Genomic DNA, 18,116 nt, shown 5'->3' with positions numbered 1-18,116 from the left:
TTCCATGATCGAAAATCGAGCTACAGCTCGGCCGGTGCGCAGCGGCATCGACGCCGCAGGGCTTGTCGGCGGGCTGTCCATCGTCGTGGTCGGGGTAGTTGGCTACTATCTTTTCCCGGACAATCTGGCGTTATTGACCCGCATCATTGCGATGGGTCTGCTGGTGCTTTCGCTTGACCTGATCACCGGCTATAGCGGCGTCGCAACGCTCGGCCATTCGGCGTTGTTCGGCGCTGGCGCATATGGCGCAGGTATTGCGGCGGCCCACATGGGGGTCGGTGAGCCACTGACGTTGACGCTGATCGGTGCTGTCGCCGGAGCGATTGCCGGTCTCGCGTCGGGACTGGTAATTCTGCGTGCCCATGGTCTGGCGCAACTCGTACTGTCCATCGCCGTCGTGCATCTGTTTCACGAGGCCGCCAACAAGGCGTCGGCATGGACCGGCGGGAGCGACGGGCTTTCCGGCATCATGCCGCGGGCTGTTCTCGGCATCTTTGAATTCGACCTCTGGGGAACGACCGCCTATTTCTACGGGCTGGTTCTGTTGATCGTCGTGTTCGGCGTCCTGAGGTTCCTGGTCAGGTCACCTTTCGGGATGCTGGCCCGAGGCGTGAAGGAAGACCCCATACGCATCAGTGCCATGGGGGCGTCGGTCAATTCGGTCCTGCTTCGGATGTATGTCATCTCCGGTGCCGTGGCGGGCATAGGCGGTGCTCTTTCGGCTATCTCCACCCAGGTCGTCGGCCTCGACAGCTTCTCATTTACCCTGTCGGCTGAGGCTCTGGTGATGCTGGTTCTGGGTGGCACGGGCTCTCTGTTGGGCGGGCTGGTGGGAACCGTTGTCTTCATGCTGTTCGAAGAAACGGTCTCGGCTCTCAACCCCTTCCATTGGTTGACAATCGTCGGGGTTTTGCTGATCGCGGTTGTGCTATTTGCTCCGAAAGGGTTCTACGGTTCCGCTGTCGTTGCTGCCGCACGGCTGAAGAGGGCACGCCGATGAGCGCCGTATTCCAGGTCAAAGACCTCAAAAAGCACTTCGGCGGCCTCGCGGTTACGAACAACGTGTCGTTGTCACTCGCCCCAGGAGATCGGCTGGCGCTGATCGGCCCGAACGGGGCTGGAAAGACAACGTTCGTCAACCTGGTCACCGGGGTGCTCAAGCCGGACTCAGGCCAGGTTCTCCTGGGTGGTGCTGATGTGACGCCGCTGAAGGCCGCCGACAGAGTCCGCCGGGGCCTGATCCGATCATTTCAGGTGACGAGGCTATTTCCGGACATGACGCCGGAGGAACATGTCGCGTTGGCGATCCTTCAGCGTGATGGACAGTCGGGCAGGATGTTTGGCCACTATTCCAGCAGGTCCCGCGTCATGGATGAAGGGGGCACGATCCTGCGCCAGCTCGGACTTCATGATCTCGCGCATCTCAAGGTCCGCGAGATCGCCTATGGGCAGCAGCGGTTGCTTGAACTGGCGCTGGCTGTCGCGCTGCGTCCGAAAGTCCTGCTTCTCGACGAACCAGCAGCCGGTGTCCCGCAGTCGGAGACAGCGTTGATAGAAGAAGCGCTTGACCGGCTGTCGCCGGACCTCGCGGTGCTGATGATTGAGCATGACATGGACCTGGTCTTCAGGTTCGCAAAGCGGGTGATCGTTCTGGCGGCGGGGACCGTCATCTTCGACGGATCACCAAAGGATGTGACGCAGGACCGCCGCGTTCGGGAAGCCTATCTTGGGAGTTATGCAGATGCCAGCAACGTGGCTTGAGGTCAGCAACCTCTGCGCCGGTTACGGCCCGACGCGCGTGATCGAGGACGTGTCATTCAAGGTCGCGCCAGGTTCTCGCCTGGCGGTTCTGGGCCGCAATGGTATGGGGAAGACAAGTCTCTTTGCGACACTCGCGGGCCAAACGCGGCGCTTCACGGGCGAGATCAATATCGGCGGGCACGACATTTCCTCGAAGTCGTCGTCCGACCGCGCCCACCTGGGATTGGGATACGTGCCTCAAACCCGAGACATTTTCCCGACATTGACAGTCGAAGAAAACCTGTTCGTCGGTCTGAAGCGCAGGCCAAGATCAGCAATTTCCGAAGCATATGACATGTTTCCTCGTTTGAAGGAGCGCCGGAAAAATCTCGGCAACCAGCTGTCTGGCGGCGAGCAACAGATGCTTTCGACCGCCCGCAGCATCCTGGGTGAGCCGACCGTCCTTCTCCTTGATGAACCGCTTGAAGGGCTTGCGCCCGTCATCTGCGAGGAGTTGATGGCGGCATTTCATGGCCTCGCCCAATCGGGACAGATGACGATTCTGCTCGTCGAGCAGCGCATTCAAAGTGCCCTCGACTTCGCTGAAGAGGTGATCGTCCTGGATCGCGGCCGAATAGCCTGGAAAGGCAAGCCGAAAGCTTTGGCCGACGATCAAGCGGCGGTCGAGCGCCTTCTCGGCGTCGGCGGCCTCCACTGACAATTCCACCGCGTAGCATCTGGGTAGAAACCATGAAAAACCTCGTTCTGACCGTCTCCTGCCGTTCGACCAGGGGCATCGTCGCCGCAATCTCCGGATACCTTTCGGAGCACGGCTGCAACATCATCGACTCCTCGCAATTCGACGACCTGGAAACCGGTCGGTTCTTCATGCGCGTCAGTTTCGTGTCGGAGGAGGGGGTCGAGATGCCAGCTCTTTTGACCAGCTTCAAACACGTGGGCGAAAAGTTTGGCATGGAGTGGAGGATCACGAACGGCGAGGAGCGCATGAAAGTTATGCTCATGGTCTCGCGCTTTGGCCATTGCCTGAACGACTTGCTGTATCGGTGGAAGATCGGTGCTCTCCCCATCGACATTGTCGGCGTGATTTCGAACCACTTCGACTATCAAAAGCTTGTGGTCAATCACGACATCCCATTCCACCCTATCCCGGTGACAAAGGCCAACAAGCCCGAAGCCGAAGCCCGGATCATGGCGCTTGTGAGGGAGACCGGCACGGAGCTGATCGTCCTGGCCCGCTACATGCAGATTCTCTCCGACGAGATGTGCCAGCAGATGTCCGGCCGGATTATCAATATCCACCATTCCTTTCTGCCCAGCTTCAGGGGAGCCAATCCCTATAAGCAAGCGTATTCACGCGGTGTGAAGCTGATTGGTGCGACGGCACACTACGTCACTGCCGATCTCGACGAGGGCCCAATCATCGAGCAGGACACTGTTCGTATCACGCACGCCCAGTCGCCGGATGACTACGTTTCGCTTGGCCGGGACGTTGAGGCGCAGGTCTTGGCCCGGGCAATCCACGCGCACATCCATCGTCGAACATTCATCAACGGAAACCGCACGGTGGTCTTCCCGCCGAGCCCGGGAAGCTACGCATCCGAGCGAATGGGCTGATCATGGTGACGATCATCGATGGAAAAGCGACAGCTGTGTCAGTCCTCTCCTCTCATCAGCTTGAGAAGCGGGCGGTGATAGGTCATCGTTTCTAAAAAAGGTCAATTGAATCAATTGATAGAATCAGAACGTCCCCGCGGAGCGGTGCATGTTGCCTTGTTATATTAGGCGCACTTTCCGCCGCTCATCTAGGTTGCAAGCACAAAAAAGCCCCGACAGGCGCCTGCCGGGGCAAATTCTGGAGTCGATTTTCGGATCGCTAAGCGCTCGCTGCTTTAATCACCTCGACAGCCTCTTTTCGATAGAACGTGGCGGCGCGACGCTTACCTAATGCCCAAGCTGCGGTGATGCCTGCCTGATCTAGTTTCCGCCGTAGGTCGCAAGGACGGATCCATCCTTTGGCGAGGTCGGCGAGGCACGCGTGTTTTTCGAAAAAAGCGTCGTAGGATTCCTGTGTGATGATTTCGTAGTTGTGGCGATTGTGGATGCCTTGACGCGCTGAGCCATCGAAAATCTTGCAGGATCTGGATCCTCCTTAGCGCCTCGAGTGCTAAGGACCAACAGTAGCGCGCCCGCTCATCTCTGGGTGACTCGACGACCGTCACGCTACGGCAGCGGACCATCGATTGATCAGTTAACGGTCTGCGGCTGTCAGGCATGACTCTCGTACCCAAATCACAGCGCGCATTCAGTGGCCCTCGACGGCACCGCGGATATGAGATCGGGCTACTCCGATGTCGTGAAGGGTTCGATCATCGAGACCCTCGAGCTCTCGGACTGCGCGTCGTAGCTCTGCATAACTTCTTAGTCTTTCTCGGAGCTTCACTATATCTCTCCATAGTTCACCGATGCCCAAACTATAGGCTCGTCACCGCTCACAATGTATGCATTTGCCTTCAACGCAGGCATGTCGCCAAATCATGGCTACCTCGGCCAAGGTCTCTTGAGCGTGCACTCGCCATAAGGAAACCCTATAGCGGCAGAAAGGAGTTGTGTTGGCCAAACCCGGCCGCATGAACCTACTGTGACATCTGGCTCAGCATGAAGCTGCCCAATAAGAACCGCCAAAGCGGCAAATGCCGGCATAAAGCCGACGAGATCATCCGAAACACGGAGCGGGAACATGACACATCAATTCAATCGCAGAATGCTTTGCATCTCCACGGCGATCCTCGCGATCGCCGGATCAGTTCCTTTCACTGCCACGGTGCAGGCAGCCGACACGATCAAGCTCGGGATCGTCGCGCCGATGAGCGGACCGAATGCCCGCTACGGCGGTTTCTCGCTGCGAGGCGCTGAGCTTGCGGTGAAAGACATCAACGATGTCGGCGGCGTCAACGGCATGAAGATCCAGCTCTTCAACGCGGACAGCCAGGGCACGCCGGTTGAAGGGGTCTCGGCGACCCGCCGCCTGATCGACCAGGAAGGTGTCGACTTCATCATCGGCGACGTTTCGAGCTCGGTAACCCTCGCCATGCAGCCTGTCGCGGAAGACGCTGAGGTGCTCCTCCTGAACGCCGCATCTTCGAACCCAAAGATCACCTACCAGGCAGGTGTCGGCGGCTTCAAATGGACCTACCGCAACTACCCGACGGACGAAAACCGTGCGCTCGTCGTCGCCAAATATGCCGCTGAGCAGCGAGGCTTCACCAAGTTCGCAGTTCTTTCGGTAGACAGCGACTACGGCCGCTCGGCCATTACCTTCACGAAGAAGTACCTTCCGGAATTCAAGGGGCAGATCCTCAGCGAGGATTACTACAAGGAAGGCGAAGTCGATTTCCGCAGCGTTCTCGCCAAGATCCGCGACAACGGTGCGCAGGCGATCATCTACTACGGTCTTGCCGACACGACGCCGATCCTCGCCCGTCAGATGGTCGAACTCGGCATCGCGGGAAAAGTCACCCTCATCGGCAACGGCGAGTTCAATACCGAGAAGACCATCAAATCGGCTCCGACCGCCTTGGAAGGCGCAGTTGAAGCCGCTGCATGGTTGCCGCAGTTCGACTCACCGGCCAGCAAGGCCTTCGTCGAGAAGTTCACGACGACCTACAAGGAAGCTCCGAACAACCATGCCTATGTCCACTGGGACACGGTCAACCTGCTCGCCGCCGCGATCAAGCAGGCCGGCAGCGCCGACAAGACCAAGGTCCGCGACGCCCTTTCGAAGATCAAGTACAAGAGCCCCGTCGGCGACGTCACCTTCGACGATCACAACCAGGCTCGCCTGCCGATGATCCTTCTGCAGATCGAGAAGGGTGTTCCGAGCATCAAGGGTGCATACTCGGCAGACATCCAGTACCCTGCCAAGTAATTCGCTGGGAGGAGTACGTCCATGCTCTCGACCGTTCTCGAACAAGTCGTCAATGGGATCGTGACGGGTTCCGTCTACGCGATCGTCGCCGTCGGAATGACGATGATCTTCGGCGTGCTGCGAGCCATCAACTTCGCTCACGGCGAATATTACATGCTCGGGACGTTCGGCGCCTGGTTCGCCATCGACTATCTCGGCCTTTCCTATGAGGCTTCGATCGTCGTGGGCGTTCTCGCGACGATGGTGGTCGCCTACGTCGTCGGGCAGCTCGTCATGCGTCGGATGGTCGGCGCTCCGGCGGAGTCGGGGGTGCTCGCCACCCTTGGCATCGCCCTCATCCTGCAGAACACTGTGATATTTGTCTTCGGGGGAGGCTACAAGTTCTTCTCCGGAGGCTATATCGAGCCTATCTCGATCTTCGGCTTCAGCCTGGCACAGCAGCGCATTCTCATCCTCGTGGTCTGCCTTGTCGTCTTCGTCGGCCTCGAACTGATGGTCACCTACAGCCGTCTCGGCATGGCCATGCGCGCGGTTTCCCAGAACGTGGAATGCTGCGAAGTGGTTGGCATCGACGTGCCGCAGGTCGTGCTCCGGACATTCATTCTCGGTGCCGCCCTGGCCGCTCTCTCGGGTGTCCTGACCGCGCCCGTCAACGTCAGCGTCTATGGCGGAATGGGCGAGCTGATCACGTTCAAGACACTGCCGATCATCATCATGGGCGGACTTGGCAACGTGCGCGGGACGTTCTTCGCCGCGATGATCCTGGGGATCGCCGAGAGCCTCGTCGCCACCTATGTGGGCCTGCAGTTCCGCGACACCGTCGGCTTCGCGACCCTCATTCTCGTGCTGATGTGGCGTCCGCATGGCCTCTTTTCGACGCAGGCGCGCTTCTAAAGCAGCTCCAGCCGAACCTTCTCGAACGTCTGAGGACTCGACATGTCTCTCACAGAAACCGTCCCGCAGGCCCGGAGACGAGATCTCCGAATCCCGCTCGCCGTCGTCCTGATCGTCGTAGCGCTTGCTGCTCCCTACATCGGAAGCCGCTATGTGACCCACTCCCTGATTATTGCTCTCATATTCATGCTGCCGGCCCATGGGCTCAATCTTCTCGTCGGCTACACGGGCCTCCTGTCGCTCGCACAGGCCGCATTCTTCGGGATCGGCGCCTATACGGCGGGCCTGCTAGCCGTCACCTACGGGACCCCGTTCTACGTCAATCTCATCGCCGCCGCCCTGGTATCCGGTGCCACCGCACTTCCACTCGGAATTCCGGCCCTGCGTCTCCGCTCGACATCATTCGTCATGTGCACGCTGGGGTTTGTCATCATCGGCCAGGCGATCGCGAAGAACTGGGTCTCGGTCACCCGGGGAGACATGGGGCTTTCGAGCATTCCTAAACCGTATTTCGAACTCGGACCGCTTTCCTTCACCGTTTCCGGTACGACCAATTTCTACTATCTCGCCTTGGCGGTCGGCGTGCTGGCCACCCTGGCGGTGTGGGCGATCGTAAGATCTCCTGCGGGGCGGAACATGGTGGCGATCCGCGAAAACGAGACCCTTGCCGAATCCCTCGGTGTTCCCACCTGGCATTATAAGCTGATCGTGTTCATGATCAGCGCGATGTTCGCAGGCGTCGGCGGCTGCCTCTACGCCCACTATCTCACGGTCGTCAGCCCCCTGACCTTCCAGATGTACTACTCCACAACGATGCTGATCATCGTGCTGGGTGGCGGCGCTGGAATGATCTCAGGCACTGTCTTCGGCAGCCTGTTGTTCGTCGGCTTAACAGAGGCGTTGCGTGTCGCTCCAGAGGTCCGGATGATCGCCTACGGCGCCTGCCTTCTCGTTCTGGTCTTCTGGTTCAAACAAGGCTTCGCCCCACTCATCAACCGCTTCTGGAACGCGATCGGAGGTGTGAAATGAATGCTCATCTTCCGCTCCTGGAGATCCGGAACCTCAGCAAGTCCTACGGCGCGGTCAAAGCCGTGAACGATGTCAGTATCCATATCGACAGAGGTGAGATCGCCGGACTGATCGGGCCGAACGGGTCCGGCAAGTCGACGTTCTTCGACTGCAGCACAGGGCTTGCACGTCCGGACACCGGCACCGTCATTCTCGACGGAGAGGACATCACCGGGTGGTCCCTGAACCGGATCGCCCGGGAAGGCCGCATGTTGCGGTCGTTTCAGAAGACCGTGACGTTCAAATCCCTCGACGCCGAAGAGAACCTGGTCATCGCAGGCCAGATGTTCACATTTCCCTCCATCGCCGCGACGTTCGGTCTCGGAAAGCTTTCCAGGAGCCGCATCGAGGGGTTGCGCGAGAGGGCGCGCGAACTGATCAAGATGGCAGGCCTCTGGGATGTCCGGCATCAGCCAGCAGGCAACCTTTCCGGCGGACAGCAAAAGCTGATCCAGTTCGCCTCCATGCTGATGCCCGAGCCGAAGCTCATCCTGCTGGACGAGCCGATGGCGGGTATCAATCCGAAGATCATTGAGCGGGTGGTGGACACGATCCTCTATGCGAACAAGTCGCTGGGCGTCAGCTTCCTGGTGATCGAGCACAATATCGATGTGGTGACCAGCATCTGCCAGCGTGTCGTCGTTCTCGACCAGGGAAGCAAGCTCGTCGAGGGCCTGGCGCATGACATCATTCAGGACCAGCGCGTGAGGGAGGCCTATCTTGGAGGCTAAGACAAACCTTTTGATCCGCGACCTGCGGGCAGGCTATGGCAATCTGGACATCCTCAACGGCGTCGATCTCGACGTGCCCGGGGGTCAGTTCGTGGCTCTCATGGGTCCGAACGGCGCAGGCAAGTCGACACTGCTGAAGACGCTCTATGGCATGACCACCATCAAGGGCGGCAACATCGATTGGCGCGGCAAGAACATCGCCGGACAAAAGTCGAGGGCGATCCTGAGCGAGGGGATCTCGTTCGTACCGCAGGGCCGCTGCAACTTCCCCGTCATGAGCGTCGACGAGAATCTTCAGATGGCGGCCTATACGCTCCGCGATGCGAAAGTCAAAGCCGACCGCGACTACGTCTACGACCTGTTCCCGATCCTGAAGAAACGACGCGCCACGCTGGCTGGCAACATGTCCGGCGGCGAGCAGCAACTGCTTGAGGTCGCCATGGCCGTCCTGCAGCGACCGAAGGTCCTTCTGGTCGACGAGCCGTCGGTCGGACTCTCGCCCGCAGCGATCGGCATCGTGTTCGACGAACTGCTCCGACTCCATGCCAACGGGATGACGATCCTGCTGGTCGAGCAGAATACCAAGAAAGCTATGGAGGTCGCACAGCGCGCGGTCATCCTGAGGCTAGGCAAAGTCATCTGGGACGGGTTGCCGAAGGACATCACCCATGACGAACTCGGCGAGCTCTTCCTGACCGGGAAGATGCGCGGCGAGACCGAAGCGGTCCACTGACGGTCGAATATCACTCCATATAAACGAGGAAGTCCAATGAGCACTTTCGTGCCCGCATCGCGCGTGTCCAGAATCAAGGTTTCTCCGAGCACCGCGGCTTCCGCCCGTGCACGGGAACTGAAAGCGGCAGGCCGCGACATCGTCGATCTTACGGTCGGCGAGCCGGACTTCGACACGCCCGAGAACGTCAAGGCGGCGGCCCACGCTGCGATCGACCGGGGCGAAACGAAGTATACGGCGGTCAACGGCACGCCCGCGCTCCGCAAGGCGATTATCGGCGACTTCCGGCGCCGCCTTGGCCTCACCTATTCCGACAACGAGATCTGCGTCGGCGGCGGCGCGAAGCAGATACTGTTCCTTGCACTGATGGCAAGCGTCGAGAACGACGCAGAAGTCATCATCCCGGCACCCTACTGGGTCTCGTATCCCGATATGGTCATCGCCAATGAAGGCAAGCCTGTCATCGTGCAGTGCCCTCAGGAGACCGGCTTCAAGCTCACGCCGGAAGCCCTGGAGAAGGCGATCACGCCCAAGACGCTGTGGCTCATTCTCAATTCGCCTTCCAATCCAACGGGAGCGGCATACAGCAGGAGCGAGCTCGAGGAGCTTGGTAAGGTGCTGCTGCGTCATCCGCAGGTCTTCGTTCTTTCCGACGACATCTACGACCAGGTCTGGTTCAAGGACGAACCGATGACCACTCTGGCCGCTGTCGTCCCGGAGCTGAAGGATCGCGTACTTCTGACCAATGGCGTGTCGAAGTCCTACGCGATGACCGGATGGCGCATCGGCTACGCTGCCGGTCCCGCACCTCTGATCGCCGCGATCAACAAGCTTCAGTCGCAGATGTCGTCCTGCCCGTCCTCGGTCAGCCAGGCGGCTGCCGCCTTCGCGCTTGCCAATGACCAGACCTTCATCATCGACAGCGTCAAGGTCTACAAGGACCGCCGGGACTACGCCTGCGCCAGGCTGAACGCCGTTCCGGGCCTGTCGTGTCTGGTTCCGGATGGCGCGTTCTATCTCTATCCGAACTGCAGCGGCGTCATTGGCAAGAAGACGCTGGACGGGAAGGTCATCGAGAACGACCTCGACTTCGTTCTCTATCTTCTGGACGGCGTCGGCGTGGCTGCACTCCAGGGAGAAGCATATGGATTGTCTCCCTACTTCCGCCTTTCATTCGCAACGTCCATGGAGGCCATCACGGATGCCTGCGACAGGATCGAAAAGGCGGTGAAGGCGCTGACCTAAAAAGAAGCTTCCGGCGGGAGGGGTTGCTAAGCCGTTCCCGCTGGTCTTAGGTTTCGGCCAAAAGGCACTGGAACCACGGGCATGAGCGTCGATTTCAAGAAACTCAAGAGTTTCGTCAAGATCATCGACACGGGAAGCGTCTCCCGTGCGGCGAGTATTCTTCGCGTCGCCCAGCCAGCGCTCTCGCAGCAGATCGCTTCTCTTGAGCAGCACTTCAAGCACCAGCTCCTCATTCGCAGCAATGTCGGCATAACCCCGACGGAAGCCGGGCTCATCCTGTATCGCCACGCGCAGATCATGCTGAAGCAGATCGACCAGGCATCGGTCGAGATCGACCAGTCCGCGAAATCTGTCGCCGGACGCGTGTCCATCGGACTTGCAACGTATTCCTCCTCCAGCTCGCTCTCCCTGCCACTGCTCAAGGAGATGAGAGCCAGATATCCGCAGATCATCGTTCATATCAACGACAGCTTCGGCCATATCCTGAGCGAGCTGATCATGACGGGCAAGATGGACATGGCGCTGATCTACACGTCGAATCCCATCAAGGGCGTGTCGCTCCAGCCGTTGTTTCGTGAGGAGATGTTTTTGGTTTCACCGGCAGATCTGGTGTTGCCGGGCGAACCCGGTGAACCACTGCCGCTATCGGCTCTGGATGGTGCCCCTCTTCTCCTTCCGAGCAAAACCCATTTCCTCAGACGCCTTATCGATGAGGGCATGAGCCGCGCGAGATCCGAACCTGACGTGGTTGCAGAGATCGAGTCCGTGCCTGCACTCGGCGCTGCCGTGCTCGACGGACTAGGATCCACGATCCTGCCAGGATCGGTCGTGACCGACGCGCCGACCTTTGCGGGAGCCCAGATCCGCCGTCTGACGACACCCGTGATCGACGCCACCGTTTCGCTGTGTGTTTCGGATCATCTGCCTCTCTCCGAGCCTGCACTCGCGGCACGTTCCGTGTTGCTGGACATCGTGGGGAAGCTGATCAGCAGCAGCCAGCCGGGCATCCGCCCTACCTGATTTTGCCATAAGCAAACTCTATGGCGGCAGACCGTAGTTGTGTTGGCCAACACGAACCACCGTCGCCTAACCTCATGACAGATAGAGGGGTCGAACCAGTCGGCCTCGGCCATGGCGCTTAGCCGCCGTGCAAGTCGCATCGAGGGAAATATGACAAAACTGGCTTTCGACACTGGCGGTACGTTCACCGACTTCGCGCTTCTCGACGACAAAGGTGATCTGCATCTCCACAAGGTTCTCAGCACTCCCAGGAATCCGGCCGAAGCTGTTGTCCAGGGCGTGTCCGAACTTCTCGAGAAGTTTGCCGATGTGATCTCGATCGAAAACCTCCAGGTACTCGGTGCGACGACGGTGGTCACCAACGCCGTGTTGGAGCGCAAGGGCGTCGAGACCGGCTTCGTCACCACGGACGGTTTTCAGGACATGCTCCGGATCCGGAACGAGGGACGCTACGACCTCTATGATCTGAACATCAAGTATCCGGATCCGCTCGTCACGCGTTCGAACAGCTACGGTGCCCGGGAGCGCATCGCCGCCGATGGCTCCGTCATGACGGAACTCAAGGAGGAGACCGTCCGCGAGATCGCCGGGCGCCTGAAAGAAAAGGGCATCCGTTCCGTCGCTGTCTGCCTTCTGCATGCATACAAGTATCCCCAGCACGAGCAGCGCGTCGCCGCTCTCATCCGCGAAGAAGATCCGGACATCTTCGTCTCGCTCTCTTCCGAAGTCTGCCCGGAGATGCGCGAGTTCGATCGCGCTTCGACGACTGTGGTCAACGCCTATACCCGCCCACAAATGGCCGGGCACGTTGCTCATCTTCAGCGCGAATTCGCGGCCAGAGGTATCGACCGCCAGGTTCTCTGGATGACATCGTCCGGCGGTCTCGTGCCGAGCCGCCGCGCCGCGGAGCTTCCTGTCCGTCTTATCGAATCCGGCCCGGCCGCTGGCGCCGTCGCCGCGGCCGAGTTCGGACGCACAGCGGGCGAAGACAGCGTCCTGTCGTTCGACATGGGCGGCACGACCGCCAAGCTCTGCCTGATCCCGAACGGCGAGCCGAACGTTGGCACCGATCTCGAGGTCGCCCATTACCAGCGTTTTCGCAAGGGCTCCGGGTTCCCGCTCAAGATCCAGTCGATCCAGATGATCGAGATCGGTGCCGGCGGTGGGTCGATCGCCGCCAAGAACCCGCTGGGCCTTCTCGACGTTGGCCCGCATTCGGCAGGAGCCATGCCGGGTCCGGCCGCGTACCAGCGCGGCGGGACGCAGCCGACCGTGACGGACGCCGACATCCTGCTCGGCTACATGGGCACGGAATCCTTCGTCGGCGGTTCGTTCAAGGTGTCGAAGGACGCGGCCCGCGAGGCGATGACCAAGCTCGCGGACTCGCTCGATGTATCCGTTGAGCGTTGCGCATGGGGAATCCACGACCTCGTCAACGAATCCATGAGCAAGGCAGCCGCGATGCATGCGACTGACCTTGGCGTTGATCCCCGGTCGCTGCCGATGGTGGCCTTCGGTGGTGCGGGCCCGGTTCACGCCTACGGTATTGCCCGCAAGCTCGGGATCTCACGGATCATCTGCCCGACAGGGGCCGGGGTGAGCTCGGCGATCGGCCTGCTCATCGCCCCGGTGGCGGTGGACCTTTCGGCAAGCCACCCGATGGCGGTCGATGCATGGGATGTCGATCCTATGAACCGTCTGCTCGACGACCTGGCGGCGCAGGGCGCGGAAGTCGTGTCGGCCGCCGGCGTGCCGAAGGAAACGATCACCAACCGCTACACCGTCGACATGCGCCATGTTGGTCAGGGTCATGAGATCACGATCGTCCTCCCGGATCGCAGCCTGCCGAAGGAGGAATTCCTCGAGGAGCTGAAGAACGCATTCTTCAAGCTGTACCGCGAGCTGTTCGATCGCACGGTCGCCGCTCCCCTCGAAGTCATCACCTGGAGACTGCGGGCCAGCGGCGAGAAGGACCAGGTCACCCGTCCGCACGAGACCGTCGTCGCCGATGCCAGAAAGGGCAGTCGTCAGGTCTTCTTCCAGGAGATCGGCACCTTCACCGACACCGCCGTCTACGATCATTACATGCTGCCCGTCGGCCATGAGGTCAAGGGACCGGCGATCGTCGAGCAGCGCGAATCGACCGCCGTCGTCGGTCCGAGCGGCGTTTTCCACGTGGATGCCCATGGCAACCTCGTGATCAACCTTCACTAAGGGGTACCCAGATGTCGAAACCCGCCACGGACTTCAACGACCCGATCAACCTGCAGGTCATGTGGAACCGCCTTATCTTCATCGCGGACCAGGCCGACAACGTACTCGGAAAGACGGCCTTTTCGCCGATCGTCCGCGAGAACCACGACTATGTCACTGTTCTCCTCGACGCGAAGGGCAGAGCACTTGCCCAGTGCACCTGGTCAATCCCCGTCTTCATCACTTCCCTTCCGGCTGCGGCACAGGGCTACTTCCTGCCGAAGTTTCCGGCCGATAAGCTTGTGGAGGGCGACGTGCTCGCCACGAATGATCCCGAAATCGGCACGGGCCACCTTCCGGACGTGACGATGATCACGCCGATCTTCAAGAAAGGTAAGGTCGTCGCCTATGCGGGCTCCATCGCCCATCTGCCGGACATCGGCGGCGCGCCGCTTCACTCTGAAGCAAGCGACATCTTCGCCGAAGGCATTCGCTTCCCGATCGTGAAGCTGCTGAAGGCTGGCGTCCCGAACGAGGATGTATTCGACATCATCGCAGCCTCCGTGCGCCTTCCCACCGAAGTGCGGGGCGACCTCGAGTCGATGATCGCCGCCAACAACGTCATGGGCCGGGAGTTGGTGAAGTTCCTCGACGAATACGGCCTCGACGATGTCGAAGGTCTGGCCACGGCCATCCATTCCCGTTCCGAGGCGCAGACGCGCAAGGCGATCAGGGAATGGCCGAACGGCATCTACAGCGCGGAAGTGCTGCTGGACGGCTACGATGTCGATGTCACGCTGAAGGCATCGGTCGTCGTCAGGGATGACTCCATCCATGTCGACTATACCGGCACCTCAGATCAGGTCCTGCATTCGATCAACTGCCGGACGAACTATCGCTACGCCCATTCCGTCTACGCGCTGAAGTGCCTGCTCGATCCGGAAACCCCGAACAACGAAGGCTGCATCGTGCCGATCACGGACGAGGCTCCGCTGGGCTCCATCCTCAATCCGCAGCAGTGGACGGCGGGCAACTCGCGCAATCTCATAGGGCACGTTATTCCGTCGTTGATCTTCAAGGCGCTGGAAAGAGTCGTTCCGGACAAGGTCATGGGCGACAGCGGCGGTGCTCCGATCTGGGCTGCCAACTGCGTCGGTCAGCGCAATGACGGCTCGCAGTACGGCTCCGTTCAGAACTTCCATGGCGGGCAGGGTGCTCGCGCCGAATTCGACGGTCTCGATACGCTCAGCTTCCCGTCGAACTGCAAGGTGACGGCCATCGAGATGTTCGAAGTCGCCGTTCCTGTCCTGACCGAGCGCAAGGAACTGATCGCCGACTCGGGCGGTGCTGGAAAGCATCGCGGCGGTCTCGGGCAGCGGGTCACCCTGCGCAATCTCGGCAAGAACCCGATGAGCATCTACCTTGCATCGGAACGCGTCCGCCACCCGTGCTTCGGCGTCGTCGAGGGCCAGAGCGGCACCGCTGGCAAGGTCATGAAGGAAGGCGAACCGCATTTCCCGAAGGGCAAGGTGACGCTGAAGACTGGCGAGCGCCTCGAGGTCGAGACCCCCGGTGGCGGCGGGTGGGGCCGGGCGGCAGAACGCTCCCGCGAACTCATCGAGCAGGATCTTCAGGAGAGCCTGATTTCGCCGAAGGCGGCCAAGGACGTTTACGGCTATTCTGGCCGGGTCGCAGTGGCCGCGGAATAGGGGGACGACATGGGACTTCTGGATGGAAAGATCGCGCTGGTGACCGGCGCAGGATCGGGGATCGGTCGTGAGACCGCTCTCCTGCTGGCGAAGGACGGCGCAACCGTCGTCCTCACCGGTCGCCGCCTCGAACCGTTGCGCGAGGTCGCGTCGCTGATCGAGAAGGCGAAGGGTAAAGCGTTCGCCCGGGTTCTCGACATCGAATCCCGCGGCTCGATCTTCGAGACCGTGAAATGGGTCAAGGATGGCATCGGTGCGGTCGATATTCTGGTGAACAATGCAGGTAGCGCCAGCAAGGTGCTCAACGCGCGCTTCCTCAGCGAGGAGGAGTGGAACTCCACGATCAACGTCAACCTGACAGCGGTGTTCAATCTCACCCAGGCCGTGCTGCCGGAGATGATCGCCATGGGCGAGGGCACGATCATTACCGTGTCGTCGCTCGCCGTCGTCAATCCGAACCTTCTGGGTGGCGCGGCCTATGGCGCGGCCAAGGCGGGCGTGAAGAACTTCATGACCTTCGTTCACAACACCTACCGCAACCAGGGCATCCGGGCGACGACGATCCTACCGGGCGAGACGAACACGCCGATCATGGACAATCGCGCGCGACCGCCCCTGGACGCCGAGCGGGCCGTCATGATGGATCCTCACGACGTCGCTCGGGCGATCCACCTTTGCGCCAGCCTGAACAGGAGCGCGGTCATTCCCGAGCTCCACATCTGCCCGACGTTCATGCGGGACACCTCGGCGGATATCGAAGTTGCCCGCTGGGTCGGTGCGCCTGCCGACACGCCGGACATTCCAAAGAAATAAAATCGGGAGGACATCATGAACGGAGCGAAGTTGCGCTCGCGGCTTTTAGCCGGCGAGGCGATCACCATGTACAACACACATCATGCGTCCTCCGGTCTGGCGGGACGCCTGATCGAACTTGGCGCGGACTCGGTCTTCGTCGACTGCGAGCACGGCACCTGGAGCTTCGAGGACGTGCGCAGCACCGGACAGATCGTCCGCTCGGTCGGCGGCGCGGAGATCGTCCGACCCCACTCCCACGAGCGGCCGCTGATCATCCGATATCTCAATGCTGGAGCCGACGGCATCATGGTTCCCATGATCGACACGGCCGAACAGGCCCGCGCTGTCGTGGATGCGGTCCGATACGCGCTCCCCTCCGACTACGATAAACGCCTCGTCGTTGCCATGATCGAGACGGTGGATGCGATCGACAATCTCGACGAGATGCTGACAGTCGAAGGCATCGACGTGTTCTTCATCGGTCCTGGCGACCTGTCGCAAAACATGGGCTACCCGCCTGCGCCGCCGTTCGGCGAGCCGCGCCCCGCCGCCGTCATGGAGAAGGTTGCCGTGGCCGTCGACAAGATCCGTGCGGCAGGTAGGATCCCGGGGACTCTCGCCACTGCCGAAGAGCTGCCACACTGGCTGGAGAAGGGCGTCCAGTTCTTCTACATCCACACGGATCCTTTCCTGCGCCGCGGAATCGCGGGCATCAAACAGACGCTGGCGCGGTAGGGGACTCGAATGGCTTATCCACTTTTCGATCTGACAGGATCCAGAGCCCTGGTAACGGGATCGTCACAGGGTATCGGCTTTGCGCTTGCCAGAGGCCTCGCGGAACACGGAGCTTCCATCGTTCTGAACGGCCGTGACAGGGCCAGGCTCGAGATCGCTGCGGGACAGCTCAAGGAAACTGGTGCGACGGTTTCGGTATCTGACTTCGACGTTACGGAAGCCGAAGCGGTGAAGCGCGGGGTCGATGCGATCGAGGCCGAAGTCGGTGCGATCGACATCCTGGTCAACAATGCCGGGATGCAGTTCCGCAGCCCGCTCGAGGATTTCCCCATCGACCGCTGGGAGCAGTTGCTGAAGACCAACGTCTCCAGTGTCTTTTACGTCGGCCAGGCGGTGGCCCGACACATGATCGGCCGCGGCCGCGGCAAGATCATCAACATCGCCTCTGTTCAAAGCGAACTCGCCCGTCCCGGAATCGCTCCCTATACGGCGACGAAAGGCGCGGTGAAGAATCTGACCCGCGGCATGTGCACGGACTGGGCCAAGCACGGCCTGCAGATCAACGCTCTGGCACCCGGCTATTTCAAGACGCCGCTCAATCAGGCGCTGGTCGATAGCGCGGAATTCTCATCCTGGCTGGAAAAACGCACCCCGGCGGCCCGCTGGGGCAATGTCGAGGAACTGGTCGGTGCGGCCGTCTTCCTTTCCGGCAAGGCTTCCTCCTTCGTGAACGGACACACGCTCTATGTCGACGGCGGCATCACGACCTCTCTCTAGCGGAACCGGCCATGCCGGCCCCCTGGTCGTCATGGGTGTTTCCGGCTGCGGCAAGACATCCGTTGGCAAGATGCTCGCCTCCGGCCTCGGATACCGGTTCATCGAGGGCGACAGCCGTCATCCGGCAGCCAATGTCGAGAAGATGCAGAGCGGCATTCCGCTTTGCGACGACGATCGATGGCCGTGGCTGGAGACGCTGGGCACCGAACTGGCGGAAGACGAAAGCACGGTCATTTCCTGTTCGGCGCTGAAGCGTTCCTACCGCGATCTGTTGCGGAAGAAGGCGGGCCAGCCGATGACCTTCGTCTTCCTGCAGGGAGACCGGATGCTGCTGGCTGCACGCATGGCCGCCCGCAAGCACGAATACATGCCGCTGTCGCTTCTCGACAGCCAACTTGCGACGCTCGAGCTACCGACAGCAGAGCCCGACGTCGTGACCGTCGACATCAACCAGTCGCTTGAATCCATCGTCTCGATGGCAATGACGCTGCTGGCGGCCCGCCAGAGGCGCTCGAACTGAAACTTGGAGG

General features: G+C 60.7%; 18 protein-coding genes. 17 read left to right on the top strand and 1 reads right to left on the bottom strand.

The features are described 5' to 3' along the window. The first annotated feature begins 4 nt into the window (after positions 1-4). The 4 genes from ACSQ8R_RS12765 to purU are packed head-to-tail and all read left to right on the top strand — an operon-like array spanning position 5 to position 3,375. Positions 5-1,000: a branched-chain amino acid ABC transporter permease gene (locus tag ACSQ8R_RS12765; RefSeq protein WP_436253701.1), complete on the top strand. Its 996-nt coding sequence runs from the start codon at positions 5-7 to the stop codon at positions 998-1,000. Next, positions 997-1,761, top strand: coding sequence for an ABC transporter ATP-binding protein (locus ACSQ8R_RS12760; protein WP_436253700.1), 765 nt, complete (start codon positions 997-999; stop codon positions 1,759-1,761). Before ACSQ8R_RS12765 ends, ACSQ8R_RS12760 begins: the two co-directional genes overlap by 4 nt. Continuing rightward, the gene (locus ACSQ8R_RS12755) at positions 1,742-2,458 is read left to right on the top strand and encodes a branched-chain amino acid ABC transporter ATP-binding protein (protein ID WP_436255456.1); all 717 of its coding nucleotides are present in this window, start codon (positions 1,742-1,744) and stop codon (positions 2,456-2,458) included. The genes ACSQ8R_RS12760 and ACSQ8R_RS12755 overlap by 20 nt, the downstream gene beginning before the upstream one ends. Before the next feature lie 32 nt (positions 2,459-2,490). Next, positions 2,491-3,375, top strand: a complete 885-nt coding sequence (gene purU, locus ACSQ8R_RS12750; protein WP_436253699.1) for a formyltetrahydrofolate deformylase — start codon at positions 2,491-2,493, stop codon at positions 3,373-3,375. A gap of 688 nt (positions 3,376-4,063) precedes the next feature. Here the strand turns inward: purU and ACSQ8R_RS12745 are convergent. Further along, on the bottom strand, positions 4,064-4,201 hold the full coding sequence (locus ACSQ8R_RS12745) for a DUF1127 domain-containing protein (protein WP_436255455.1): 138 nt from the start codon (positions 4,199-4,201) through the stop codon (positions 4,064-4,066). Between the two features lie 297 nt (positions 4,202-4,498). Between ACSQ8R_RS12745 and ACSQ8R_RS12740 the strand changes: the two genes are divergently transcribed. The 13 genes from ACSQ8R_RS12740 (at position 4,499) to ACSQ8R_RS12680 (ending at position 18,106) form a co-directional block, all read left to right on the top strand. Further along, positions 4,499-5,686: an ABC transporter substrate-binding protein gene (locus tag ACSQ8R_RS12740; RefSeq protein WP_436253698.1), complete on the top strand. Its 1,188-nt coding sequence runs from the start codon at positions 4,499-4,501 to the stop codon at positions 5,684-5,686. 21 nt (positions 5,687-5,707) lie between these two features. After that, positions 5,708-6,580 (top strand): branched-chain amino acid ABC transporter permease, encoded by an 873-nt coding sequence (locus tag ACSQ8R_RS12735; protein WP_436253697.1) that lies wholly within the window; start codon positions 5,708-5,710, stop codon positions 6,578-6,580. Positions 6,581-6,622: 42 nt separating this feature from the next. Continuing rightward, positions 6,623-7,609: a branched-chain amino acid ABC transporter permease gene (locus ACSQ8R_RS12730; RefSeq protein ID WP_436253696.1), complete on the top strand. Its 987-nt coding sequence runs from the start codon at positions 6,623-6,625 to the stop codon at positions 7,607-7,609. After that, on the top strand, positions 7,606-8,379 hold the full coding sequence (locus ACSQ8R_RS12725; protein ID WP_436253695.1) for an ABC transporter ATP-binding protein: 774 nt from the start codon (positions 7,606-7,608) through the stop codon (positions 8,377-8,379). The genes ACSQ8R_RS12730 and ACSQ8R_RS12725 overlap by 4 nt, the downstream gene beginning before the upstream one ends. Further along, positions 8,369-9,112, top strand: a complete 744-nt coding sequence (locus tag ACSQ8R_RS12720) for a branched-chain amino acid ABC transporter ATP-binding protein (protein ID WP_436253694.1) — start codon at positions 8,369-8,371, stop codon at positions 9,110-9,112. Before ACSQ8R_RS12725 ends, ACSQ8R_RS12720 begins: the two co-directional genes overlap by 11 nt. Positions 9,113-9,148: 36 nt before the next feature. Next, complete coding sequence (locus tag ACSQ8R_RS12715) at positions 9,149-10,357, top strand: aspartate transaminase (RefSeq protein WP_436253693.1); 1,209 nt, start codon at positions 9,149-9,151, stop codon at positions 10,355-10,357. 81 nt (positions 10,358-10,438) lie between these two features. Then, complete coding sequence (gene nac, locus ACSQ8R_RS12710; RefSeq protein ID WP_436253692.1) at positions 10,439-11,377, top strand: nitrogen assimilation transcriptional regulator NAC; 939 nt, start codon at positions 10,439-10,441, stop codon at positions 11,375-11,377. Positions 11,378-11,527: 150 nt separating this feature from the next. Further along, positions 11,528-13,591 (top strand): hydantoinase/oxoprolinase family protein, encoded by a 2,064-nt coding sequence (locus tag ACSQ8R_RS12705; protein ID WP_436253691.1) that lies wholly within the window; start codon positions 11,528-11,530, stop codon positions 13,589-13,591. A gap of 11 nt (positions 13,592-13,602) precedes the next feature. Continuing rightward, positions 13,603-15,279, top strand: coding sequence for a hydantoinase B/oxoprolinase family protein (locus ACSQ8R_RS12700; protein ID WP_436253690.1), 1,677 nt, complete (start codon positions 13,603-13,605; stop codon positions 15,277-15,279). Between the two features lie 9 nt (positions 15,280-15,288). Then, entirely contained in the window at positions 15,289-16,092 is an 804-nt protein-coding gene (locus ACSQ8R_RS12695; RefSeq protein ID WP_436253689.1) for an SDR family oxidoreductase, read from the top strand. Positions 16,093-16,107: 15 nt separating this feature from the next. Further along, positions 16,108-16,809 (top strand): HpcH/HpaI aldolase family protein, encoded by a 702-nt coding sequence (locus ACSQ8R_RS12690; RefSeq protein ID WP_436253688.1) that lies wholly within the window; start codon positions 16,108-16,110, stop codon positions 16,807-16,809. Between the two features lie 9 nt (positions 16,810-16,818). After that, positions 16,819-17,586, top strand: coding sequence for an SDR family oxidoreductase (locus ACSQ8R_RS12685; RefSeq protein ID WP_436253687.1), 768 nt, complete (start codon positions 16,819-16,821; stop codon positions 17,584-17,586). Further along, on the top strand, positions 17,555-18,106 hold the full coding sequence (locus ACSQ8R_RS12680; RefSeq protein ID WP_436253686.1) for a gluconokinase: 552 nt from the start codon (positions 17,555-17,557) through the stop codon (positions 18,104-18,106). Before ACSQ8R_RS12685 ends, ACSQ8R_RS12680 begins: the two co-directional genes overlap by 32 nt. Positions 18,107-18,116: the final 10 nt, after the last annotated feature.

Origin of the sequence: Neorhizobium sp. LjRoot104 (genome assembly GCF_964253725.1) — a bacterium.
Lineage (GTDB): Bacteria > Pseudomonadota > Alphaproteobacteria > Rhizobiales > Rhizobiaceae > Neorhizobium.
Note: the sequence above shows the minus strand (reverse complement) of the source record. Positions and strands in the feature narration are given on the sequence as shown.